General features: G+C 35.5%; 24 protein-coding genes and 1 tRNA gene. 16 read left to right on the plus strand and 9 right to left on the minus strand.

All coding sequences use genetic code 11. The features are described 5' to 3' along the window. Window positions 1-948: 948 nt before the first annotated feature. Complete coding sequence (locus ACH0B5_RS10555; RefSeq protein WP_341362159.1) at window positions 949-1323, plus strand: hypothetical protein; 375 nt, start codon at window positions 949-951, stop codon at window positions 1321-1323. Further along, the gene (locus tag ACH0B5_RS10560) at window positions 1313-1807 is read left to right on the plus strand and encodes a hypothetical protein (protein WP_122970561.1); all 495 of its coding nucleotides are present in this window, start codon (window positions 1313-1315) and stop codon (window positions 1805-1807) included. Before ACH0B5_RS10555 ends, ACH0B5_RS10560 begins: the two co-directional genes overlap by 11 nt. A gap of 355 nt (window positions 1808-2162) precedes the next feature. On the opposite strand, the gene ACH0B5_RS10565 is transcribed toward ACH0B5_RS10560, so the two are convergent. Both ACH0B5_RS10565 and ACH0B5_RS10570 read right to left on the minus strand, forming a co-directional pair. After that, a tRNA-Val gene (locus ACH0B5_RS10565) sits at window positions 2163-2235 on the minus strand. 102 nt (window positions 2236-2337) lie between these two features. Then, the gene (locus tag ACH0B5_RS10570; RefSeq protein ID WP_406927800.1) at window positions 2338-2943 is read right to left on the minus strand and encodes a class I SAM-dependent methyltransferase; all 606 of its coding nucleotides are present in this window, start codon (window positions 2941-2943) and stop codon (window positions 2338-2340) included. 151 nt (window positions 2944-3094) lie between these two features. Here ACH0B5_RS10570 and ACH0B5_RS10575 point away from each other — a divergent pair, with 151 nt between their 5' ends. Together ACH0B5_RS10575 and ACH0B5_RS10580 are read left to right on the plus strand one after the other, a co-directional pair. Beyond that, window positions 3095-3820 carry a YqjF family protein gene (locus ACH0B5_RS10575; RefSeq protein WP_158599656.1) on the plus strand — a complete coding sequence of 242 codons (726 nt, stop codon included), beginning with the start codon at window positions 3095-3097 and terminating at the stop codon, window positions 3818-3820. Between the two features lie 135 nt (window positions 3821-3955). Next, complete coding sequence (locus ACH0B5_RS10580) at window positions 3956-4165, plus strand: hypothetical protein (protein WP_122970564.1); 210 nt, start codon at window positions 3956-3958, stop codon at window positions 4163-4165. Window positions 4166-4285: 120 nt separating this feature from the next. Here ACH0B5_RS10580 and ACH0B5_RS10585 read toward each other — a convergent pair whose 3' ends face one another. The 7 genes from ACH0B5_RS10585 to ACH0B5_RS10615 all read right to left on the minus strand — a co-directional run bounded on the left by ACH0B5_RS10585 (window position 4286) and on the right by ACH0B5_RS10615 (window position 10172). After that, a complete protein-coding gene (locus ACH0B5_RS10585) occupies window positions 4286-5281 on the minus strand; it encodes an LLM class flavin-dependent oxidoreductase (protein WP_122970565.1) in 996 nt (331 codons plus the stop codon). 14 nt (window positions 5282-5295) lie between these two features. Then, window positions 5296-5580, minus strand: a complete 285-nt coding sequence (locus tag ACH0B5_RS10590; protein WP_122970566.1) for a DUF3219 family protein — start codon at window positions 5578-5580, stop codon at window positions 5296-5298. 152 nt (window positions 5581-5732) lie between these two features. After that, window positions 5733-6014 (minus strand): cytochrome aa3 quinol oxidase subunit IV, encoded by a 282-nt coding sequence (qoxD, locus tag ACH0B5_RS10595; RefSeq protein ID WP_122970567.1) that lies wholly within the window; start codon window positions 6012-6014, stop codon window positions 5733-5735. Between the two features lies 1 nt (window position 6015). After that, window positions 6016-6612 (minus strand): cytochrome aa3 quinol oxidase subunit III, encoded by a 597-nt coding sequence (gene qoxC, locus ACH0B5_RS10600; protein ID WP_122970568.1) that lies wholly within the window; start codon window positions 6610-6612, stop codon window positions 6016-6018. Then, window positions 6612-8558 (minus strand): cytochrome aa3 quinol oxidase subunit I, encoded by a 1947-nt coding sequence (gene qoxB, locus ACH0B5_RS10605; protein WP_122970569.1) that lies wholly within the window; start codon window positions 8556-8558, stop codon window positions 6612-6614. Before qoxB ends, qoxC begins: the two co-directional genes overlap by 1 nt. 60 nt (window positions 8559-8618) lie before the next feature. Continuing rightward, window positions 8619-9554 (minus strand): cytochrome aa3 quinol oxidase subunit II, encoded by a 936-nt coding sequence (qoxA, locus tag ACH0B5_RS10610; protein WP_406927801.1) that lies wholly within the window; start codon window positions 9552-9554, stop codon window positions 8619-8621. A gap of 477 nt (window positions 9555-10031) precedes the next feature. After that, entirely contained in the window at window positions 10032-10172 is a 141-nt protein-coding gene (locus ACH0B5_RS10615; RefSeq protein ID WP_158599657.1) for a hypothetical protein, read from the minus strand. A 153-nt stretch (window positions 10173-10325) separates the two neighbouring features. On the opposite strand from ACH0B5_RS10615, the gene ACH0B5_RS10620 reads away from it, so the two are divergent. The 12 genes from ACH0B5_RS10620 (at window position 10326) to ACH0B5_RS10675 (ending at window position 25273) form a co-directional block, all read left to right on the plus strand. Beyond that, complete coding sequence (locus tag ACH0B5_RS10620; protein WP_122970571.1) at window positions 10326-10838, plus strand: hypothetical protein; 513 nt, start codon at window positions 10326-10328, stop codon at window positions 10836-10838. Between the two features lie 282 nt (window positions 10839-11120). Beyond that, window positions 11121-12422, plus strand: coding sequence for a purple acid phosphatase family protein (locus ACH0B5_RS10625; protein WP_122970572.1), 1302 nt, complete (start codon window positions 11121-11123; stop codon window positions 12420-12422). Window positions 12423-12678: 256 nt separating this feature from the next. Beyond that, window positions 12679-13845 (plus strand): acyl-CoA dehydrogenase family protein, encoded by a 1167-nt coding sequence (locus ACH0B5_RS10630; RefSeq protein WP_122970573.1) that lies wholly within the window; start codon window positions 12679-12681, stop codon window positions 13843-13845. A gap of 174 nt (window positions 13846-14019) precedes the next feature. Beyond that, window positions 14020-15165: an acetyl-CoA acetyltransferase gene (locus ACH0B5_RS10635; protein WP_341362152.1), complete on the plus strand. Its 1146-nt coding sequence runs from the start codon at window positions 14020-14022 to the stop codon at window positions 15163-15165. A 1-nt stretch (window position 15166) separates the two neighbouring features. Beyond that, the gene (locus tag ACH0B5_RS10640; protein WP_206613370.1) at window positions 15167-15568 is read left to right on the plus strand and encodes a Zn-ribbon domain-containing OB-fold protein; all 402 of its coding nucleotides are present in this window, start codon (window positions 15167-15169) and stop codon (window positions 15566-15568) included. 107 nt (window positions 15569-15675) lie between these two features. Then, the gene (locus ACH0B5_RS10645; protein WP_241559249.1) at window positions 15676-16866 is read left to right on the plus strand and encodes an MFS transporter; all 1191 of its coding nucleotides are present in this window, start codon (window positions 15676-15678) and stop codon (window positions 16864-16866) included. A gap of 119 nt (window positions 16867-16985) precedes the next feature. Beyond that, window positions 16986-18539: a class I adenylate-forming enzyme family protein gene (locus ACH0B5_RS10650; RefSeq protein ID WP_406927802.1), complete on the plus strand. Its 1554-nt coding sequence runs from the start codon at window positions 16986-16988 to the stop codon at window positions 18537-18539. Window positions 18540-18576: 37 nt separating this feature from the next. Next, window positions 18577-20616: an ABC transporter ATP-binding protein gene (locus ACH0B5_RS10655; protein WP_341362150.1), complete on the plus strand. Its 2040-nt coding sequence runs from the start codon at window positions 18577-18579 to the stop codon at window positions 20614-20616. Further along, window positions 20609-21556 (plus strand): nickel ABC transporter permease, encoded by a 948-nt coding sequence (nikB, locus tag ACH0B5_RS10660; protein ID WP_122970578.1) that lies wholly within the window; start codon window positions 20609-20611, stop codon window positions 21554-21556. The genes ACH0B5_RS10655 and nikB overlap by 8 nt, the downstream gene beginning before the upstream one ends. Window positions 21557-21599: 43 nt before the next feature. Continuing rightward, the gene (locus tag ACH0B5_RS10665; RefSeq protein ID WP_341362149.1) at window positions 21600-22505 is read left to right on the plus strand and encodes an ABC transporter permease; all 906 of its coding nucleotides are present in this window, start codon (window positions 21600-21602) and stop codon (window positions 22503-22505) included. Between the two features lie 37 nt (window positions 22506-22542). After that, a complete protein-coding gene (locus ACH0B5_RS10670) occupies window positions 22543-24165 on the plus strand; it encodes an ABC transporter substrate-binding protein (protein WP_406927803.1) in 1623 nt (540 codons plus the stop codon). A gap of 118 nt (window positions 24166-24283) precedes the next feature. Further along, entirely contained in the window at window positions 24284-25273 is a 990-nt protein-coding gene (locus ACH0B5_RS10675) for an MBL fold metallo-hydrolase (protein ID WP_341362147.1), read from the plus strand. Window positions 25274-25288 lie beyond the last annotated feature (15 nt).

Below are 25288 nucleotides of genomic sequence, written 5' to 3' on the forward strand. Positions count from 1 at the left end.
ATGGCTAGAAAATAGTTCGGTTTAAGTGGATCAGTTTTTAATTAATAAATGGCTCAATTTTTACTTGCGAAATACACGGGGATTCGGAACTCCAGAGTTTGAAAGAGAAATGGAGATTGAAATAGATTCTTACTATAGATTTCTGTTTGGAATAAGTCCAAACCTTTTCAGATGGCCTATATTGACTCGAAATTAATAATGGACAATATGTAACTATCATAGGAAAATTTATACAATAATGGAACTTGTAAATATTTAACGTATTGCAGTAAAAGTTCAAAGGAGGGGATATATTGAAGAAATTTTTTCTCCCGATATTTTTTAAATTATGATATTATCGGCATATAATTCATCAATAGTGAGTATGAGTAAAGTTGAAAATGTACCTAATAATGTGCAGACTATAATTGATCCTAATTTAAAGCTTCAATTAATCAATGATGGAGAAAAAGGATCATATATAATTTTCCATTTAAATGGAGATGTAAAATTTGATTTTATAACTCAAGACAATAGGATAACTATTAATTTTAAAGAGAATCAGAATGTGTTGAAACGCAAAATACTTAGTATTTAACATCAGATTCAGAAAACTATACATTAGAAGTTTTAGTAAATGGGAAAACAAATCCTTTTGATAACGTGACAGGTCTATAAGTGATAAAGTTAAGTAATTCTCAACAATGGAGCGCTTTCCTTGAAAAAGAAAGTGCTTTTTTGTTTATCATTTTCCCCGATGCTTCATTGTTACCGACCAAGTTAGTAAACTATTCAGTGGCTTCAGTAAAATAACATTATAAATAAATAAAGGGGAAATGAAACTTTCTAATCGTTCAGTCGTTTATTATTAATGACTATTGTAGTATTTTGTAGAATTTAATCGAAATTTAGTGGTTTTCAAAGTATAATAACTTGGTCAAATTAGTTTATACAAAGGAGGTTTGAACAATGGAATGGACTTTAACTGGACTATTTATCGTGGCAATACTACTACTCATCTATTCTATGTACAAAAATAAGCAAGCTACAAAGATAGAACAACGCGAAATTGACACGGTGTATATGACGATAATGGAGGAGATTACTAAGCTTCAAAACGAAGTTCAAATTTTGAATTTAGAAAATGAAATTCTTTCACAAAAAGCTGGGCTTAGTAATGAGGAAAGAGAATTACAGCGAAAATTACTAGATTTATATAAGAGAAATTTTAAAGTGGAGGTTATGGCCGCTAAATTAAAGCTTGAACCATCAGAGGTGGAAAAGCTTCTAGCTCCATATGTGTCATTAAAAAAGGAAGGGAGAAAGGTAGCAAATGAAAGCTAATCTGATAAATAGCTTTGCTGCAGGTCTTCTCATCAGTGCAAGTGTTTGTGGAATTGTCTATTTTTCACAGTCTACACCGAAAGGACAAACGAATCAGGTGACAGCGAAGTCCCCAACGGAAGAGGAAATGAAAACGAGTCTCTCGAATGCTGGGTATGTTATTTTAACTAAAACAGAATGGGACGAACAACTAGCTGCAGCAGAAGAAGAGGCAAAAGGTCAACAAACTCAAAAAGAACAAACGGACCAATCGGAAAAGCAAGATAATGAGAAAGTCATTTATCGTACGGTTATCAATGTGGCATCAGGAATGACGAGTATCGAAGTTGGAGATGCATTAGTGCAGGGGGAAATCATTGATAATGCGATGACCTTTTTCAATGAAGTGGAAAAGAGAGGACTGGCAAATGATTTAAAGCCTGGTACCTACAAATTGGATAGTAATATGTCGTTAGATGAAGTCATCAATACGATTTTTCAGTAAGAATTACTCTTAATTAATTCTTTAGAAATATGCTGCGCTAGTACTTCTGAATTCTTCTAGTATTGTCTCCTCCTCCCAATGTTCACCAAAACAAACTCTTTTAAGAGATCAAGGTTATAAAGCATTGTAGTAGCTACCATTTATTCAATAACAACTTTTCATAAATTGGGAATGCTTCAAGTAAAAGACAAATCGGAGGAAACAATATCCTAGCGAAAAAAATTTTAATGAGTACAAGTAGTGCCTCCAATCAGCTTTACGCATTTAAAATTTCGATAAATTCAAATACATTAGAGAACAAAGACAAAGGTCGACAAACATTAATATCCCAGTGTTTGTCGACCTTTTAATTGAATGGTCTCGACTGGGTTCGAACCTGCGACCCCCACCTTGTCGAGGTGGTGCTCTCCCAGCTGAGCTACAAGACCTTGATTATTCTATTTACATATTACCATATGTAATAAAAAAATCTATTAAAATTTATAATGAAAACTAAAAAATGCTTTTCCCTCGTGAATAGATTTTAGTTTTTATGTTAAACGATAAATGACAAATCTTTCGTATGGATTTTTTTCATATAAAATAGGAAGCGTGATTTCCTTTATAAATTGAAAGGATAATTGGGTTTCTAAAAAATATTGATAATCATCTGAAGGGTAATAAAAAATTAAATCCATTTCTCGTTTAGTCTTCTCATAGGACAACATTATATTATCGAATACTTTCATAAAAACTTGTATGGAAAACGGATTAAAGAAATAAAATTTATTTTCATCAGGTTGAATTTCATATTTTTCTGCTAAACAACAGTGAAAAAGAATGGATCCTTTATTTTTTCCCACATTTCTAAAATAACTTTTTTCATTTTTCATTGCTTCATCTAAAAAATGTTGATTCATATCGATTCCTACACAATTGGCATGAAACATATAATGAATGAAGAAATTTAACCTTCCTTTACCACAACCAAAATCGACTATTGTATCCTGGTCATTGACTTCATAATGTTTAAACAACTCTTCTAAAGCTGTATAGGGGGTTGGTTCATAAGGGTGATAATGGATGGAGTTATTAACTTCCATTTGTTTTGAACGTGTATTTATATGGAGCATTTTATCGTATTGATATTCTTTCAACATGTTGCCTCATTTCATTTTTCAGTAACTACATAATCATAGCATTTCTTACACCAATTTTATAAAGTTTTTAATTTGTTTAAGTGACTAATGTTGGCGCCTTTCGTAAAAGATGTTACTACTAATGATTTGTAAGAAGGGTAGGAGCATTTTGATAAAAAGTAAATATAAAAGTTATAAAAGGGACTATCCGTCTTTACCATGGATAATGAAGCAAACATGGATTGATAATTTGTTTATCCATTATCCAGTTAAAAAGGAAGTTCTTCAAAAACTTGTACCGACTTCGTTAAAAGTGGATACATATGATGGATTTGGGTGGGTATCCGTTGTTCCTTATCTCATTACTGACATGCGCGGTAGAGGTCTTCCACCGTTACCAGGTATAAAAGAATATCCAGGATTTAATATCCGTACATATGTAATGGTGAATGATAAACCAGGTGTCTTTTTCTTTTATCTGGCAGCAGCCAACTGGTTTGCGGCTAAATGTGCGAAAACCTTTTTCGGACTGCCTTACTTTTTTGAGCCACTTAAGATGGAGCGGCACGATGAATCTGTATTTTTTGAAGGAAAAATGAGTAAAGGACAATTTAATTGTCAATATCACCCGATTTCTACTCCATATATGACATCAGCAGGTTCTTTAGATGAATGGTTATTGGAACGTTATTGTCTTTATACAATAAATAAGCAAGGTAAACCACTACAATGTAATATTTTACATCCATCTTGGATCGTATTTGATGGGGAGGCCAAGATACAGGAAAATATATTAAGACGGAATTTTAATATAGTTCCTGAAAGCGAAAAACCTATTTTACATGTTGCGAAAAGGGCAGATGTACGGATTTGGCCATTAGTAAAAGGGGAATAAAAATCAAGTCATATCTATTATTTCTTCCGAAAAAAAATAAAAATTTGAACAAATAGTGAAAAACATATGGCTATTTTGTGAACGATTGTTGTATACTATGTATATAGTAATACAACACAAGGGGGAGTGACGATAATGTTCAAATTATTTACAAATGTTTGTGCGCTACTTATCGTTTCTGGAATTATACTATTTGTCGCAAGCTTCTATACAAATATATCCATTTGGTACGGAATTGAAATAGCAAAATGTGGAGGATTTTTATTTATTATTGCCATATTTATGCAACTACTTTTTGAAAAAGAAACCGAAAAGAATCATTCAAAACAGCAGCTAGTTAAATAATGCAATAAAAATAAATGCGCATAATTGGAAAATCCCCAGTAAGTAGATTTAAAACGCTACTTACTGGGGATTTTATTTGTATTAAGATCTTCTATAAGTTGACATACTTTCGTTTGATGTTTAAGAAAGTACTTCTTGAGCAATCAATTTATATGAATTCGCCCGTTCTTCTGGAGAGTGGGTAATTGTTAGTATCATAAATTCGTCTACTTTATACTTAGCTTGTAATTGATGTAAAGCCTCTTGAACTTCTTTCGGGTTACCAATAATCATTTTCTTTTTTAAATGAGAAAGTTGCTCATTTTCTTTTTCACTTAATTTATATTTTTTAGCGACTTCGATGGATGGGATTGTTTGTGTTTTTCCTTTATCAATGAATAATTGCCAGATTAGCGTACTCAAAGCAATTTCTTCTGCTTTTTCTTTTGTTTCCGCACAAATGACAGGAACAGTTACTAATACTTGTGGCGGTTGATTTTGTATTTTCGGTTGAAAAGATTTACGATAAGACTCGATTATAGACGTACCATCTTGTTCACTCATAAATTGACCAAAAGCATAAGCTAATCCATTTTGTGCAGCAAGAATGGCACTTTTCTCACTAGTTCCTAACATCCATGGTTGAGGAGTCGTTTCAGGTATAGGAGAGGCGGATATTTTCGAGAATTGGTGATCCGACGGAAAATCTTGATGAAAAAAATGGAGTAATTCTTCTACTAATTCCGGCATTTGATAAACCTTTTGTAAAAAATTATCGTTCAAAGCATTCGTTGCTTCAGCAGATCCACCAGGAGAACGACCAATCCCGATATCAATTCGATTTGGAAATAATGTTTCGAGCATATTGTAAACCTCAGCTACTTTATATGGCTTATAATGTGGTAGCAAAACAGCTCCAGCACCAATTCGTATTCGATTCGTTTGTGCACCAATATATCCAAGCATTACTTCCGGCGCGGAACATGCAAGTCCAGGTAAATCATGATGTTCGGCAATCCAATAACGCGTATAGCCTAGTACATCTCCTAATTGAGCAAGTTTCATCGATTCAATTAAAGCATGTTGTGCTTTTTGATTGGATGAAATGGGGGATTGATCTAATATACTTAACTTCATCTTTTTCCTCTTTTCTAATTTCTTACTTCCACTAAAGTCAATTTATAAATACCCACTTCGCCTTCTTTGTATAAATTCGTAATGGATGTTGAATATTGTTTAATTGTCCCTCTAAAAGCTAAATTTTGTTCTGGAACTTTTACATCAAATGTTCCTTCATAAAGTAGTACGGCAATATCATGGTATTCTTCGCTCGTCACTTTGAACTCAATAAAAATTTTATGTAAACCTGAATTTGTTTCTTCCTTGTAATTGTCTATATGAATAACTCGTTCATTTAACATAATTTTGTTTACCAAAAAAAATCATCTCCAATCTAAGTTTGTATGCAAATGATAGCACTGACAGGTGGGGGGAGTAAAATAAATTGTTTTAAAGAGGAATTGGATAATTGAATTGAAAAACTCAAAGATAAAAAAGAGCCCGACTATTATAGTCGAGCTCCCATTTTTTACATATCCCATATTAAAATTAATAACGAACCAAATACGGTAATAACTGCAATAATGACACCATAAAGGATGTTCGTATAAATTGACTTACCATCTTCAGATTCACCAGCATGCATAAATACAACGAGTTGTAAAAAGGCTTGAATAAATGCTGTTACTAAAAGAATGGTCATACCTATATGAAATGACATATCTGTAAAGTAAACTAGCAAAGCCACAGCTGTTAGGATCAACGAAAAGACAAAGCCCATCACTTGTTTTACAGGAAATAATTCTTTCATATTACATCATTCCTTTCAAATAGATGAAGCTGAAAATGAAGATCCAAACAACATCTAAGAAATGCCAGTAAAGAGAGAAGATAAATGATTTATTAGCTGTTTCTGGAGTTAATCCACGTTTTTTCACTTGAATCATAATGAATAATCCCCAGAATAAACCTAACGTTACGTGTCCTCCATGGGTACCTAGTGTTGTTAATAACGCGGCTGTAAAGGCACTTGTTTGATAAGTAGCACCAACATGGTAGTAATGCGTAAACTCAAATATTTCTACTCCTAAGAAAACTAAACCAAGTAGTAGGGTAATGCCAAAGAATGTGAGCATCGCATTTTTACGACCGAGTCTCATTGCATGAACACCAAGTCCGATAGTAAAACTACTTGTTAATAAAACAATTGTTTCAATCAATACTGGAGTAATTTCAAAAATCTCACCAGGCGTTGGTCCAGAACCCGTACGACCTTGTAATGTGAAATAAGCTGTAAATAGGGTAGCAAAGAGCATAATTTCTGCTCCAAGGAAAATCCAAAACCCTAAAATGTTTAGCTTATTTTGATCAGTACTATATTCAAGAGGTTGCGAGTGATCAATTTTCATTATTTAGCACCTCCAATTTTAGCTTCAGTCTCTTTAATTTCTTCAACCGAAATATGACGTCCATGATCTTGTTCAAAGGAACGAAGAGCAAGACAAACAAAAATACCAATTAAAGCAATCACTGCTGGAACCCATAATGCAAAGACAAATGAGAATCCGGCGATGAAGAAAATAACACTCATAATGAATGGTACACCACTATTATTTGGCATATGGATTTCTTTCAATTCACCTTTAAATAATTGATGTCCATTTTTCTTTGAATCCCAGAAAGTTTCACTTGAACTAATTTGAGGAATTCTAGCAAAATTGTATTCTGGTACTGGTGTATGTGTAGCCCATTCTAATGAACGTGCATCCCATGGATCACTACCAATATTTCTTGGTGAATTTTTATAACTGTAGTATACATTGTATACGATTGTAATGAATCCAATCGCCATTAAAGCAGCACCGACAAATGACACCATATTTAATGGTCCGAAGCCAGTTGCTTCTGAATAAGTGTACATACGACGCGCTTGACCGTCTAAACCAGTGATATACATTGGGAAGAAGGCAAGAACGAAACCTACTGTTAATAACCAGAAAGTAGATTTACCGATTTTTTCATTTAACATGAAGCCAAAGAATTTTGGCCAGTAATAAGTTAACCCAGCTAGCATCGCGAAAACGACACCAGGAATAATCGTGTTATGGAAGTGGGCAACTAAGAACATTGTATTATGGTATTGGTAGTCTGCTGCAGACATTGCAAGCATAACCCCTGTAACACCACCGATAGTGAATAGTGGAATGAATGCTACTGAATAGAGCATTGGGACAGTAAAACGAATTTTCCCTTTCCACATTGTAAACAGCCAGTTAAAGATTTTAACCCCAGTAGGTACTGCAATTGCCATCGTCGTAATCGAGAAGATACTGTTTGTAAGTGCTCCTTGACCCATTGTAAAGAAGTGGTGAGTCCATACTAAGAATGATAGTAGGGAAATTAATACCATCGACGCTACCATGGATTTATAACCATATAAATTACGGCGAGAGAATGTTGAAATAATTTCACTGTAAATACCAAAGGCAGGTAAAATTAAGATATATACTTCAGGGTGTCCCCAAATCCAGAAGAAGTTCGCCCAAAGCATATCCATACCGCCATTAGTTGTAGCAAAGAAATGCGTACCAAATAATCGGTCAGTTGTTCCCATTAATAATGCAATTGTTAAAACAGGGAATGCGAAAACAATAATGATATTCGCAATGAAAGCAGACCATGTAAACATTGGCATTTTCATTAACGTCATGCCAGGTGCTCTCATTTTTAAAATTGTTGTACACATGTTAATCCCCGTCATTAAGGAACCGATACCTGAAATTTGAAGGGCTAACATATAATAGTTTGTTCCAACTGATTCACTGAAATCATTCCCAGCAAGAGGGAAGTAAGAAGTCCAACCAGCATCTGGTGAACCACCGATTACGAATGAAATATTAAATAACATTGCCCCTACAAAGAATAACCAGAAGCTAAGTGCATTCAAACGTGGGAACGCTACGTCACGCGCACCAATTTGTAAAGGCACAATTAAGTTCATAAACGCGAAGATAAATGGCATTGCCATAAACATGATCATGACAACCCCGTGTGTTGTGAAAATTTCATTATAGTGTTGTGCATCTAATAATTTTGCATCAGGTGTTGCAAGCTGAGCACGCATCATAATAGCGTCAGCGCCACCTCGGAATAACATTAGTAGGGCAGAAATTAAGTACATAATTCCGATTTTTTTATGGTCGACTGTAGTTAGCCATTCGCGCCATAAATAGCCCCATTTTTTGAAATATGTTAAGCCAACAACAATACCAATACTTACTACAGCAATGGCTACCATTGAGGCATAAATAGCTGGACTTGGATGAGGTATGGCAAATCGTTCAAAGAATTCCATCCTTTTTTCTCCTTTCAAGAGTAGAAACTAGTAAAAAACTAGTTTTTATTCATTTCAATATTAGTGACCACTATGGTCTGTGTGCTCCGATTCATCTGTATTCCCATGCATATGATGAGATGAATGATCTTCTGATTCTGTATCTGTATCAGATTCTGAATTTGTTCCATGGTTGTGTTCTGGAGCAGGACTAAATTCTAAATGAGTACCAGTAAAGGTCATTTGTCCTAGATGACCTGGTTCTAATAATTTTTGGAATTCACTTTCAGTTAGTGGCTCAGCAGTATCGTGTACTTCATCAACCCACTCATCAAATTCTTTTTGAGACATAGCTGTTACATTAAATGTATTTTCTGCGAAACCTTTACCACTGAAGTTTGCATTTCGTCCCATAAATTCTCCTGGACTATCTGCAGCTAAATGTAATGTTGTGACCATATCGGACATCGCATATTTTTGACCACCAAGTTGTGGAATCCAGAAACTTGTAATAGGTCCAAATGAATAAAGTTTAAATTCAATTGGACGATCCGTCGGAATATAAAGGTAGTTAACTGTTTCTACCCCTTGTTCAGGATAACTAAAATGCCATTTCCAGTTAGAAGAAGAAGCGTAAATTACTAAAGGTTCTTGTTCTTCGTAACCTTCTGGTGCAGATTCAACTATATAGTTACTTTGTACGGAAACAAATGATAAGTAAGCAACAATCAATACAGGTATACCTACACAAATTGCTTCTACCCATTTATTCCCTTCAAGATGAGGTGGTTCATAATCCTCACTTTGTTTTGAAGCTCGGTACTTAATTAATATATAGCCTAACATCACCATGACAACAATGACGATAACTGCCATAATGCCAATTGACAACATAATGTCACTTGCTTGTCTCTCAGCCTGTGGTCCTTTAGGGTCTAAAACTAAAAGAGGTTCACAACCTGTAAGAATGAGAAGAAGTGCCATTACGGACGTTAGAAATGTCCATTTTTTTATCATTTCAATATTCACCTTCCCTTTATTGTTGTTAGAACAACACTGGTGTTACTTCCATCAACTCTATTACTATTCTAATAAAATTGATTAAAAAAGGAATCACTAAAACCCGTATTTCACGTAACGTTCATATTCCATTCAAAAGTTATTCACGAAAAGTTCACCAGTAGTACACCAGTTAGACACGGAAAGTTCACTATTTATCAAGTTCCCATCAAAAAAGGGGATATATGGTTAATTAGGATAAATAAAGGTTGTAAAACAGGAGAAAAGAGGGGAATAATTAAAAAAGATCTCTTTTATAGAGATCTTTAACGGTAAAAAAACTTTTATTAGTATAATAATTTAGTCGTTTAAAATAACTTTTTAAACGACTAAAAACAAAATGTGCTACATTTTAATATGATTTAGCTGCTATAGTTTAATTTGTTATCATTTAATAAAAATAAGGATATTTTTCTATAATAAAGGTATTAAGAACTAGTCATTCGTTTTATTATTTTGAAATTCGATTTTCTTTAAAGCTCTTTCAAAATTTTGTTCTTGTGAAATTTCCTCGCGACTATTATGTTTCTTCGGTTTTTTTTCTTTTCGGAATGTTGTTTTTTCCTTCTTCGCCATCTATATCACCCCTTGTACTTATTTTGGTTCATTTCGAAATCGGAATACTAAGCAATAAATGGTTCTTATAAATCAAAATCATCTTTTTTAATTTATATGCCCTTGCAAGTCGTTCAGGTACGACATCTACTAGTATGGAAGGAGGGTGATAAAATGGGACCAGAGCGTAAAGCTAATTATGAAGGAAATGAAGAAGAACTATCTAATCGCATCGAAAGTGAAGTTATATTGGATCGGAATTCCCTTATTATAAGTCAAAATTTTTGTGTGGATGCAACTGTAGGAGCGGAAGAAAAGTTAATCATTGAGAAAGTTGTAATTACTGAAGAAGATGGTGAACCGATTGAATTAAACGAGTCCTCTTATTTCGAAGAAGAAGTGAAAGAAGAAATAAAAATTCGACAAGATTATACACTCATTTACGCAGCTCCTGCGACTCCCATGCGTTCACCATTATTAATGACCGTTATTGCTAAAAATTTATCTGACAACGATGTTTTAGTTTGTATGGAAGATGATGCAGACATTTTAGTAGAAGAAATTGTTCCAGCTAAATCTGAATTAGCTTTGACGGCACAAAGTGCGTTATTTTTAAGAGCTTTGGCCCTTAGTCCAAGTCGTGTACAATTTTTTATAAGCGTATTCCACCCAACAACATTGTTTTAGCATGATGAGAAGCTATAGGGAACTAAGCACTTTTTTAGGTGCTTCCTTTATCTTTTTCTTTTTATAAAAATCAATTCAAAATAAATAAAGATTAACTAATTTGCTCATAATTTAGTTTAATACATAAGTTAGTTTTCAATCTTGAATACACACTTTATACCTATTACCTTTTACCCTTTATTCTCAAAGATGGATATCTTTACAAGGGCTATAAAGTAACTTAACAATGGAAAGTTACGATTTAGTTGCAAGAAAACAAATAGGTATAAGGAGTGTATAGAAATGATTAACTATTTATCTACTAAAGCAAAAAGAAAGGTAATGGCTGTTCTAGCAGCATCTGCCATTTTACTTCCCGCTTCTCTATCAACGAATGAGACATCAGTAGAAGCGGCGAAAGTAAACAACAGTACTTATGAAGTGACGGACATTGCCTTTTCTGTTGGAGCAGATGAATCACAACGTACATTCAATTGGTATACAGATTCGACATCAAAACCAGGTGTTATACAATTAGCAAAAGCGAATAACGGGAATGGACAACAGTTTCCAAAAGGGAAAACGATGACGATAGAAGCAACTTTAGAGGAAGCAACGAGTGGTGAATCGAGTCATGAAGTGACGATTACAGGATTAAAAGAAAATACAACTTACAACTATCGATTTGGTGACGGAAAAGGAAATTGGAGTGAAACTTATGCGTTTACTGTCGGAGGAGACAAAGATTTTAACTTCCTATTCTTCGGAGATCCCCAAATCGGATCTAGTGGCAACATTGAAGCAGATGGACAAGCTTGGCAAAAAACTTTAGATATCGCTTTGGACCAATTCCCTGCAACCGATTTTTTAGTATCAGCTGGTGACCAAGTAAATAAATCAAATAGTGAAGAAGAATATGAAGCCTATTTTTCACCAGATGAAATAAAACAATATGCAATTCAAACAACTGTTGGTAATCATGATAACTCAGCAACATATGCTAGTCACTTTAATGTTCCAAATGAATCTACTTTAGGAGCAACGAGTGCAGGTGGAGACTATTCTTATGTATATAATGATGCATTATTTATCGTATTAAATAGCAACAACCGAAATAATGAAGAGCATGCCCAATTTATTGAAGAAACGGTTGCTGAAAATTCTGATGTGAATTGGAAATTTGTTGTAATGCACCATTCGATTTATAGCGAAAATAGTCATAAATATGATCGTGACGTATTAGAACGTCGTGAAGAATTAGTACCTGTTTTTGATGAAAATGACATTGATGTCGTATTAATGGGACATGATCACGGATATGTTCGTACTTATCAAATGGAAGGCAACCAACCATTATTTGAACAAAACTTTGTAGCTGAAAACACAGTAAAAGATCCAACTGGTGTCCTTTATTTAACAAGTAATTCCTCTTCCGGAAGTAAATATTATCACTGGAGAGATGACGCTGCATTTTACACAGCTTTAAGAAGCCAAAATTATAATCCATCCTATTCAAATGTAGAAGTTACGGACAACACATTTACTTTTACAACTTATGATGTTGTAACAGGACAAGTTATTGATGAATATAAAATCATAAAGTAGAAATTAAAAATGAATGACAGTAGGTAAAACCTTTAAAACAGAGGTTTTACCTATTTTTTTATAAACATGACATCAAAACGTTTTGTAAAATTCCAACGAAATTTCTTACCTGACATTTTGAAAACGCTTTAATTTTTTTGCATATGTAAGGTGCTATACACATACCGTTAGATAACTGAGTATTCTAAATAATTGTGAACAATGATTGACAATTTTTAGACCAATTACTCAATTAAACAATAAGGAGTTGTCATGGATGGATTTTACTTTAACAGATGAACAAAAAATGATTCAAAAAACAGTGAGAGATTTTGTAAACAAGGAATTAAAACCGTTAGAACAAGAAGTTTTAAAAAACGAAAGGGAAGGCAAACCAGGAATTTCACGGGAGAAAGTACAAGAATTACGTGAAAAAGCTAAAGAGATTGGTTTCTGGGGCATTAATACACCTGAAGAATATGGTGGGGCGAATTTAGGACCAATTATGTCTGTGTTAATTGCGATGGAACTAGGAAGAACTTTTGTACCATTTAATTTCGGGGGTTCAGCAGACAACATTTTATATTTATGTAATGAAGAACAGAAACAAAAATATTTAATACCAACCATTAATGGTGAGAGACGTTCATGTTTTGCATTAACTGAGCCAGGAGCAGGATCAGATGCGAGAAGTATTCAGATGCAAGCTGTAAAGGACGGCGACCACTGGGTTTTAAATGGTGAAAAAGTATTTATTACAAATGGGAACGAAGCAGACTTTGCAATGGTATTTGCTGTAACAGATAAGGAAAAAGGAGCCAATGGAGGCGTAACTTGTTTCCTTGTGGACAGAGAAATGGGTTGGGAGTCTGAGCCAATTCATACAATGGGTGAATGGGGTCCAGCAACCCTAATATTTGATAATGTTAGAGTTCCAGAAGAAAACATTTTAGGCGAATTAGGTCAAGGATTCAACCTTGGTATGCAATGGATTGGTCAAGGACGTTATATGATTCCTGCAGGAGCAATCGGTGCAGCTGAACGATTACTTCAAATGGCCATTGATTATTCAAAAACGCGTGTTACATTCGGTAAACCAATTGCTGAACGACAAGCAATTCAATGGATGATTGCAGATTCAGCTGTTGAAATTGAAGCGGCGAAATGGATTGTATTTAGAGCTGCTTGGATGGCTGAAAATGGAATGGATGCTCGTCATCAATCTTCCATGGCAAAATTAAATGGAGCGGTTATGGCGAACCAAGTTGTAGATCGAGTATTACAAATTCATGGTGGTATGGGTTATACGAAGGAATTACCTATTGAACGTTGGTACCGTGAGCTAAGACTTCATCGCATCTTCGAAGGTACAGATGAAATTCAACGCCGTACAATTGCACGCAACTTATTAAAAGGTCATGTAAAAGTTGGGGAATTACTATAATTGTAGCGTTTTTCAAATGATTATCAGTAAAACATACTATCCAGTCAGTTTTTTAAAAGCCCCATCATACTAATCAGTCAGTTCTTATTTCACCATAAAATACTGGCCGGTTAGTTAATAGACTTTTAAATTGCTAGAATATTAGGCTCATTACAACCCTATCGAAAGGGGGAAATGTCTTTGAAATCAGAAAGAGTTGCGGCAATCGTTGGGGTTGCTGAATCCGATCTTGGAAAGACGCCAGGTAAAAATGTATTGCAATTACAAGCACAAGCTGCCAAGTTAGCGTTAGAAGATGCTGGATTAACAAAGCATGATGTGGATGCAATTTTTACTGCGGGCAATTGGGCATGGGCTCCTAATTTAATGTTAGCAGAATATTTGGGTATTCAACCAAAGTATACCGATTCAACTAATATAGGTGGTTCTTCTTTTGAAGCCCATGTTGGGCATGCGGCAGCTGGGATTAAAGCAGGTTTATTCGATGTTGCCCTTATCACGTACGGTAGCACCAATCGAACAAAACCAACAAACTCAAGTTTTCAATCTCCATTGACTGCCCAATATGAAATTCCATTTGGTCTTCCTACTCCAGTAGGGGCATATGCATTAGCGGCCACAAGACATATGCATCAATATGGAACAACATCTGAACAGCTTGCAGAAATTGCTGTTGCAACTAGAAAATGGGCCACATTAAATGAAAAGGCTTACATGAGAGAGCCAATTGAAATAGCAGATGTTCTTAATTCCCGTTTTATTGCAGAACCCCTTCATTTATTGGATTGTTGTTTAGTTTCTGACGGTGGAGGTGCCGTCATCGTTGCTTCTAACAAAGTAGCTTCAAAGTTAAAGAAGAAGCCTGTTTGGATATTAGGTCATGGGGAGTCCCACTCCCATAATACCATTACAAACATGCCCGATTTAACGATGACTAGTGCTCGTGAATCTGGTAAAGCGGCTTTTGAAATGGCGGGCATTTCCCACCACGAAATTGATGTTGCTGAAATTTACGATTCGTTCACGATTACAGTTTTATTAACTTTAGAAGCTTTAGGATTTTGTCAACCAGGAGAAGGTGGTGCCTTCGTAAGTGGACAACGGACTGCTCCGGGGGGAGATTTTCCGATGAATACAAATGGTGGCGGTTTGTCCTATTGTCATCCGGGGATGTATGGAATCTTTTTATTAATTGAGGCTGTTAGACAACTCCGAGGAGAATGTGATGTTCGTCAAGTAAGTGATGCAAATCTTGCATTAGTTCATGGAACAGGAGGAGTGCTTTCATCTACTTCTACAGTCATTTTAGGGAGGGATTAAATTGATAAAAGATTTAATAAAATCCGGGATCGACGAAGAATCTAAACCTTATTGGGACGGATTAATAGATCACAAGCTATTGATACAACAATGTGAAGACTGTCAACAGTCTATTTTCTATCCACGTTCCATTTGCCCACATTGTTTTTCAGGTCAGCTATCTTGGTTTCAAGCAAATGGAACTGGAAGCATATACAGTTTTACTATTGTCCATCAAGGATACGGACCGTTCAAAGGCGAACCCCCTTATGTAGTAGGGATTGTTGAACTGGATGAAGGGGTTCGAATGATGACAAGAATCATAGGGGACAAAGACGAAATTTCAATAGGTAAAAGGGTGTCGGTCGTATATAAAGAAGTAGAAGAAGACTTCGTTCTACCTTATTTTCAACTAATTGCATAATGAATCCAGCCAAAACAATATAGGTTTAAATCAAATGTTATGAGAGTTTAAACGGAAGAATCCCTCCTTCCGTTTCCTTTTTATTAATTAGAAAGAAGATGAAAATTATGATGGATAGGAAGGCGTTCTTTTTACTAGGATTCATTATGTTTTTGACGATGACAGGTTATGGAATAGTACTTCCTACATTACCATTTTTAGCAGATGATCTACATCTCTCATCCGTTCAAATGTCATCCTTAATTATTATTTGGGCCATTTCCCAATTGATTACTGCTCCTTTATGGGGGCGTTTAGCGGATAAAATAGGGAGAAAACCTGTATTAATATTCGGTGTATTTGGATTTGGAATTGCTTTTTTACTATTAATCTTTGCTCAAAATTATTGGCAATTAGTATTCGTAAGATTGATTGGAGCCGCATTGTCATCGGGTGCCCAACCTGCAGCCTATTCCATGGTGGCTGATCAAACAGACAAAATGTATCGAAGTAAAGCAATCGCTAAAATGGGGGCCGTAAACGGTCTTGGATTTCTTTGTGGTCCTGCTATTGGAGGCGTATTTTCCCCTTTAGGAGTAATGGTACCATTTATCATTGCAGGCTCATTGGCACTTATTACTCTACCTTTTGCATGGTGGTTTATTAAAGAATCTGGTGTTGTAAACGAAGAAGAGGACAAATTGAAAGAGGAAAGAGAATCGCTGTCCCTGTGGAAATCAATAGGAATGATAACTAAAACAGGTTATTGGAATCATTATACGATTATTCTTGGATTATCCATTGCGGCATCGAGTTTTTTCGGACTGCTGGGCTATTTTATGATTGCGAAGTTTGATGCTACCTCACTATTTGTCAGTTTAGCTTTTAGTGCTCAAGCAGGTATGTCCGTAATCGTACAATTTTTTTTCCTAAATAAAATTTACGAGTACTTGGATGAAGAGAAAATTTGTAAAATTGGCCTCGTCATTGTTGTTGTTGGTTACAGTATTATCAGTTTTTCACCATACGTTTGGACTGTTATATTCGGTTGTACGTTAACCGGTTTAGGGCAGGCGTTAGTTCGCCCAACTACGACAGCTATGTTATCCAAACAAAATGAAATGGGGCAAGGGATCACCATGGGGTTACAGCATTCAATGGATAGTTTAGGAAGAATACTTGGTCCACTTTGGGGTGGATGGATATTTACTTTCTTTATATCGGGTCCTTTTGTTACTTCGGCGATTATTACTGCCTTACTTTTAGGGATAACATACATCAGTGCTCATCAACAATATCTTCAAACAAAAAAAGCATAACAATCAGGGAATTTATGGCCCCATTCATCAATTGTTATGTTGTTTCGTTAAATAAAAATGAAAACGTTTTCTAGTTATGTTTAACTATGAAAAAAGTAAATCATCATTAGGAGGATAACATGCTACTAACTGAATTGTTGAAAGAAAATATTAATAAGTTTGGTGAGTATGATCTTCTATACCATCATGACAAAATTTATACAAATATTGATACAGAAATGATTTCATCAAAAGTTTCTAGTTTAATTCGTTCTCTTGGTATTGAAAAAGGTGATCGTGTTCTCATCTGTATTCCAAATTGCCCAGAAGTCATTTTTTCTTATCAAGGTGTACTAGGAGCAGGTGCAATTATCGTACCAGTCATGTATTTATTACATGAAAATGAAATCAATTTTATTTTAAAAAATTCAGAAGCAAAGGCTGTTATTACTTCATCTACCCTTTTACCGAAAATTATCAATGCATCAACTGATTTAGCTAATAAACCAAAAATTATTTGTATTGATCAGCCAAACACTAGTGAATTAGAACAAGTTGATATTGAAATTATTGAATGGGAAAAAGCGCTGGCAAATATTACAGCAGCCATTGAAAAACACCCTTTAGATATGGAAGAAACGGACATTGCCGTCATTTTATATACTTCAGGTACTACAGGTGTGCCAAAAGGAGTTATGTTAACCCATAAAAATTTATATGCAAATTCAATGTCTGGCGTATCTCTTAGAGATGATGAGACAAGGGGCACGACAATTGGTGTACTTCCGTTAGCCCATATTTATGGATTTGGCATTATGAATAGTATGTTATTACTCGGCAGTTCAGTTGTCATTTTCTCGAAATTCGATGCGGAAGAAGTATTTAAAGTAATTGAAAAATATAAAGTAAAATCCTTTGCAGCAGTTCCAGCAATGGTGCACGCAATGGTATATCATCCAAATGCAGATCAATATGATTTATCAAGTTTGGAGACAGTTGGTTCAGGGTCCGCAGCTCTTGCCGTTAGCTTACGCCATAAATTTAAAGAGAAATTTGGAGCTGAAGTACGAGATGCCTACGGGTTATCAGAAGCTTCACCTGGTGTAGCATCACAACGAAATGATATGCCGATTAAAGAAGGGTCAGTTGGAATTCCGATGCCGGGTGTCAAAATAAAAATTGTCGATGAAGATGGAAAAGAATTACCTGCTGGGGAAGTTGGGGAATTGTTAGTACAGGGGGACAATGTAACACCGGGTTATTTCCGAAATGAAGAAGCTACTAAAAAAGCATTGCAAAATGGTTGGCTTCATACTGGAGATATGGCAAAAGTGGATGAAGAAGGCTATTTGTATATCGTCGACCGTAAAAAAGATTTAATTATTCGTGGAGGCTTCAATATTTACCCACGGGATTTAGAGGAACTACTTGTCAAACATGAAGCCGTTTTAGAAGCAGCCGTTATCGGTATCCCTTCTGAAAGAATGGGTGAAGAAATTCTTGCTTGTATCGTAAAAAAAGAAGGGGTATCGGTTGGAGAATCGGAGTTAATTGATTACTGTCAAAAAAATTTAGCAAAATATAAAACTCCTCGTCATGTAGTTTTTATTGATGAACTCCCACGTAATGGAGTCGGAAAAATATTAAAAACAAAGTTACGAGAACAATTTGCTGATTTTAATATAGAACAATAGTTATTTTTTAATATTAATGAAAGGAGGAAGAATGCCATTGGTCAATAACTCTCCATCTTTATTAAAAGTGGAAGAAATGAAAACGGTCTTTAAAACACGCGCAGGAAATTTGGAAGCCGTAGATGGAGTTTCCTTTAGTATTTCTAAAGGGGAAACCGTTGCTATCGTTGGAGAATCAGGTTCGGGAAAAAGCGTTTCCGCCTTATCCATTTTAAGATTGTTAGATAGTAACGGCGAAGTTACTTCTGGAAAGATATTATTTAACGATTTAAATTTAAAAGATTTAAGCAACGATGAAATCCGAAAGATTAGAGGAAATGAAATCGCCATGATTTTTCAAGATCCAATGACGTGCTTAGATCCGGTATATACGATTGGCGATCAAATAATCGAAACAATAAAAATTCATGAAGACTTAAGTAAAAAAGAATATAAAGATCGCGCCCTCGAACTATTAAAACTAGTTGGACTTCCTGATCCTGAAAGCCGAATTGATGCGTATCCCCATCAATTATCGGGGGGACAAAGACAGCGAGTCATGATTGCCATTGCCCTTGCTTGCCGTCCAAACTTAATCATCGCAGACGAACCGACAACAGCATTGGATGTTACGGTGCAAGCTCAAATCATGCAATTATTAAAAGATTTACAATCCCAATTTGGAACAGCAATTATTCTTGTAACCCATGATTTAGGTGTAGTAGCGGAAATGGCAGACAAAGTTGTCGTCGTTTATGCAGGTCAAGTAGTGGAACAATCGAAAGTGAAGGATTTATTTAATCATCCCGAACACCCTTATACTCAAGCTTTGTTACAAAGTATTCCGAAAATCGATACAGACCGAAACCGCCGATTACAAACGATAAAAGGAAATGTTCCGAGTTTAAGAGATATTCCATCTGGATGTCGATTCCATCCCCGTTGTCCTTTAGCAACGGATAAGTGTAAAAGTGAAGAACCACCTCTTTTTGAAATGAAGGAAGATCGGGTGAGTAAATGTTGGAAGGCAGATCCAACATCAGAAGGTAAGTGGGAGTTTCCAACAGTCGAAGAGAACGAAGCTATTTTTGAAGAAAATGAACATTTGAATAATAAACAAATTTTATTGCAAGTAAACAATTTAAAAAAACATTTTCCTATAACAAAAGGGATTTTATCTAGAACGGTCGGTCACGTGAAAGCGGTCGATGGTGTTTCAATCGAAATCTTCAAAGGAGAAGTTCTTGGACTTGTTGGAGAGTCAGGATGTGGAAAATCTACAGTTGGTCGTTTAATTACAGGGTTAATCGATTCAACAGAAGGTGAAGTAACATTTGATCAGAAAAAGTTAGCAACGGCTCATCGTAAGGAACGGAAAGGATTAAGAAAAAGAATCCAATTTGTCTTTCAAGACCCTTATAGTTCGTTAAATCCGAGGATGACAATATTAGATATTATAGGAGAGCCTTTGGAAGTTCATAACATAGCAAAAGGACATAAAAAACAGGAACGGGTAGCGGAGTTACTAGAAATTGTTGGGCTATCAAGGGAAGATATGCATAAATTTCCCCATCAATTTTCGGGAGGACAACGACAAAGAATTGGAATTGCTCGCGCTTTAGCGACAGAACCAGAGTTATTAATATGTGATGAAGCTGTTTCAGCACTAGATGTATCCGTTCAAGCTCAAATTTTAAATTTATTGAAAGATTTACAGCTGAAACTCGGATTATCCTACTTATTTATCTCCCACGATTTAAATGTGGTGAAATATATATCGGATCGGATAGCTGTTATGTATTTAGGTGAAATCGTTGAAGTAACGGATTCGGGTACACTATTTAAAGAACCATTGCATCCGTATGCAAAAGCACTTATTTCAGCAGTACCAATTCCAAATCCAAACATCGAACCTGAACGAATGATATTAAGTGGTGAAGTACCGAGCCCATCCAATCCACCAACTGGTTGTAAATTCCATACGAGATGTCCCGCTGCAATGGAAATTTGCAAACAGAAGAAGCCAGAATTGAAAACAATAGTAAAAGGACATACCGTTTCATGTCATCTTTACGGAAAGGAGCTAGAAAATGGTTGAGTATATCATTAGGAGGCTCGTTTTCGGAATATTCGTTCTATTTATTATGACGGCGTTCATCTTTATCGTAATGAGAGCTGTTCCAGGTGATGTCGTTACACTTCAGTTAGCGAATTCTGGTGCAACCCCTGAACAAATGGAAGCGATGAAAGCGGAGATGGGGTTAGATAAAAGTATACTAGGGCAGCTTACCGATTGGGTTACAAATGCTGTGCAAGGAGATTTAGGAAATTCCTTATGGTCCGGTCAGGAAGTTTCTCAAATTATAGTAGATCGTTTACCAGTTACGATTCAATTGGCGATTATGTCCATTATCCTTGCCATCTTAATTGGGATTCCAATTGGTGTCATTTCAGCGGTAAAACAAAATACATGGATGGATCATTTTTTAAAAATCTTTTCAGTAAGTGGTTTATCTATTCCAAACTTTTGGTTAGGACTCGTTCTACTTACTGTCCTTTCTTTAGCTTTAAATTGGATACCACCTTTAGGGTTTCAATCATTTGCAGAAAATCCATTAGTTAACTTTCAGCAAATGATTTTGCCGGCTATATGTTTAGCCATTACTTTAAGCGCTAGTATCGTTCGAATGACAAGGTCTGCCGTTTTAGAAGTGCTACATTCTGAGTTCATACGTACAGTTCGAGCAAAAGGTGCTAAAGAAAGAATCGTTATTTTTAAACATGCCCTTAGAAATTCTTTAGTTTCTGTCATTACATTAATTGGTTTACAAGTCGGTTACTTACTTGGAGGGACGGTTGTACTTGAATCAATTTTTGCACTTCCTGGATTAGGTAGTTTGATTTTTGAATCCGTGCTAGCAAGGGATTATCCGATTGTACAGTCAGCCGTATTGGTCTTTGGTGCGATGTTTTTACTAGTCAACTTAATTGTGGATGTTATGTATGGTTGGGTAGATCCACGTATTAGAACGAAATAACAATGGAAATTATTATTGTCTTTAGGAAAAGGAAGTGATTCGCATGTCCCAAGTTCAATTAGACTCTGAGTTGCTTAAAGGCAAGTTAAAAGCGGGTAGAAGTTTGAGTATTAAAAAATTTAAAGAGGACTGCAAACGCTTTATTTTTACACAAAAAATTGGATTTATCTCCCTTTTATTCATACTACTCGTCATCATAATTGCTCTTATTGCTCCAATAATTGCTCCCTTTGATCCAATTGCCCAAGATCGGGCCGCTTTTTTAGCCGCCCCCGATTCAGAGCATGTGATGGGAACAGATGATTTAGGTCGTGATGTTTTAAGTAGACTCGTATATGGCTCACGGATCTCGTTAATCGTTGGATTTTCAACCGTTATTATATCCATTATTTTAGGCACATTAATTGGAATGATATCGGGTTATTTTGGTGGAATTGTCGATATGATTATTCAACGGATAATGGATGCCATTATGTCCATTCCTGCTTTAATTTTAGCTTTGTTTATCGCTGCATTATTAGGACCTGCTATTCAAAATGTCATAATATCCCTTGTCATTATTGAAGTGCCTCGTTTTGCCCGAATTGTTCGAGGAGAGATGATGAGAATTCGTGAATCAAATTATGTGGAAGCATCTCGCTCAGTAGGAGCTAGCTCATTTCGAATTATACTGAAGCACGGATTACCTAATATGATGGCTCCGATAATTGTAATGGCAAGTTTGGCATTCGGTCAGACAATTATCGCTGAAGCTTCCTTAAGCTTTTTAGGAATTGGAACGCCTCCTCCTAATCCATCTTGGGGATTAATGTTAAGTGATGCAAGCAGATATATGGAAAGCGCACCATGGCTTGTTCTTTTCCCAGGTTTAGCTTTAAGTATTTTAGTTTTATCATTTAACTTATTTGGGGATGCTCTCCGTGATTTCCTCGATCCAAAAATGTCTTAACTATTGGAAGAATATATTTTCATAGGAGGAAACGGTTATGGATAAAAAGTGGAAATCAATATGTCACATATTGATTTTAGGAATAGTAGTACTAGTTATTGGTGCGTGTTCTTCGGAAACAAAAAATAATGAGTCGGGACAAAAAAATACAACGGAAGGCTCTTCGGAACCAAAAAGTGGAGGAACTTATACGATCCTTTCACCCGCGGATCCTGACATGCTAGATCCCCATCGTCAGTCATCGATTTATACCCATCAATTGGCTGGATTAGTTTACAACAAATTAGTTTCCTATGAAACAGGTCCTAACGTTGACTATACCGATTATAATGTTGTACCGGATTTAGCCGAGCGATGGGAAGTTTCCGAAGATGGAAAAGTTTATACCTTTTATTTAAGAGAAGCCTATTGGCATGATAAAGAACCGGTCAACGGTAGACAGGTCACAGCTGATGATGTCATCGCCACTATGGAAACAATTATCAACTTACCAGGACATCAAGCTTCCCTTTTATCGGAAGTTGAAAGTATTACGGCAAAAGATCCTCAAACCGTTGTATTTACATTAAAACAACCTTTTGCCCCTTTTCTCAATTTCATGGCTAACCACTTCATGTGGATATTACCGAAAGAAGGGGTGGAGGGCAAATATGACTTAGCAACAGATGCAATTGGTACGGGGCCTTTTGTATTGGAAAAATGGGAAGATAATGTGCAAGCGACTTTCAAAAAAAATCCAACTTATTATGAAGAAGGAAAACCATATTTAGATGAAGTGATTTTTAAAGTAGTACCTGATCAAGGTTCTCGTATTGCTGCATTTAGAACTGGCCAGGCAGATACAATCGGAAGTTTATCACCCGAAGAGCTGGATCAACTGATTAAAACAAATCCAGATATAACGGTCTTTGAAGCCTTATTCGCTACACAGGAACAACTGTATTTAAATATGGAAAAGGAACCATTTAATGATTTAAAAGTCCGTAAAGCAATTAGTATGGCCATTGACCGTCAATCGATGGTAAAGGCAATTTATGGTGGGGGAGAAACGAGCGGACCTGTTAATCCTTCTTTAGGTGATTGGTCTTTACCATTAGAAGAAAGGGAAAAACTACAACCTTACAATCCGGAAGAAGCAAAAAAACTATTAGAAGAAGCAGGTTATCCTGATGGCTTTGATACGACGTTAATGGTAACTAATGGTTACGGTGAACAATTAGTCCGTGTTGCCCAATGGATTTCAGAAGATTTAAGAAATATTGGCATTAATGCAGAAATTGAAGTGGTTGAATATGCTACTTACTTCTCTGAAAGATGGCCGAATGTTGATTATGATATGGGGGTTGGATATCAAACTTACTTCCAAGAACCAGATGAATGGTTAAGAACACAGTTACACACTAATGGAGCGCGAAATTGGTATAACATTAGTGACCCGGAACTAGATAAAATGCTCGATGAACAAAGACTTATTCTTGATGTAGATCAAAGAAGGGAATATGTACACGACATTCAACGATATGTTTTAGAAAATTTAGTGAACCCTATCGCTATTTCGACTTATTACACGAAAACACCGCGACAACCGTATATAAGAGATTCTTATCCACATGCTTCCTATGGATATGGATATTTAAAAGACGTTTGGTTAGATAAATAATTTGATGCTACAAGAAAGGAAAATTATTAGTATATAAATTCTATTAATTTTCCTTTTACGAATAAAGCGTTTCATGAAAGGTATGTGAGAACAGATTCTAATAAAAGGATTGAGTACTTTGCAAAAAATCGAAAAGATAGAACTATCAACGAACTTTCCTATAGGTCCAGTGAATGTTTATGTTCTATTTGGTGAAAAATTGACCCTTATAGATACAGGACTAAATCGTGAACTGGCATGGAAAGAGTTGAATAACGGTTTGCTGAAGCTAGGATTGAATTTAAATGATATTGAGCAAATCGTTTTAACGCATCATCATAATGATCATACAGCTATGATTGATTGGATTCTTGAGGAAAACCCATCGATACAAGTTTTTGCTCATCAAGATACGGAAATGATTTTAAAGGACGAAGACTATTTAGAATGGAGTTCCCAGTTTTTTGAGAAGTTATTTCTTGAGTTCGGATTGACAAAAGAAATGGCTTATAAATGGGCATATCGAAAAGGAGATCGTGATCGATATGATTATTTAAATGTCAATAGGACGTTATCAGATGGAGATTTTGTCCCAGGCTTACCTAATTGGCAAGTAATTGAAACGTTAGGTCATTCCCAAGATCACATTTCCCTTTATAACGAAAAGGAACAATTGTTTATATGTGGAGATAATATCATTCAAGGTATTCATGCAGGCATTTTTTTAGATGCGCCGAAAAGGGGAAAAGAACGGTCGAAGCCATTACTACAATACTTAGATAACTTAGAGAAATGTCGAAAGTTAAACGTTCAATTGACCTTCTCAGGTCATGGTCCTAATATTGAAAATTTAAACGAAGCAATTGATAGTCAATTAGGAAATATAGAAAATCGAGCACAACGGGTAATTCGTACATTAGAGAAAGCAAATGGTGTTGCTAGCGGGTTTGAAATTATTCAAGAGATGTATCGTGGTCGCTATGAGAATGCGGTTATTACCTTTGTGTTTGAAATTGTCGCGGTACTCGATCTATTACAAAAACGAAATGTTGTAGTCGCAGAGAAAGCAAATGGTGTTTATCAATATCGATTAGTTAATTATAAAACTACTTCAAATAAGATTGTTTAAAAAGTGAAAACGAAT

It is taken from the genome of Ureibacillus sp. 179-F W5.1 NHS (assembly GCF_045369345.1).
Lineage (GTDB): Bacteria > Bacillota > Bacilli > Bacillales_A > Planococcaceae > Ureibacillus > Ureibacillus halotolerans.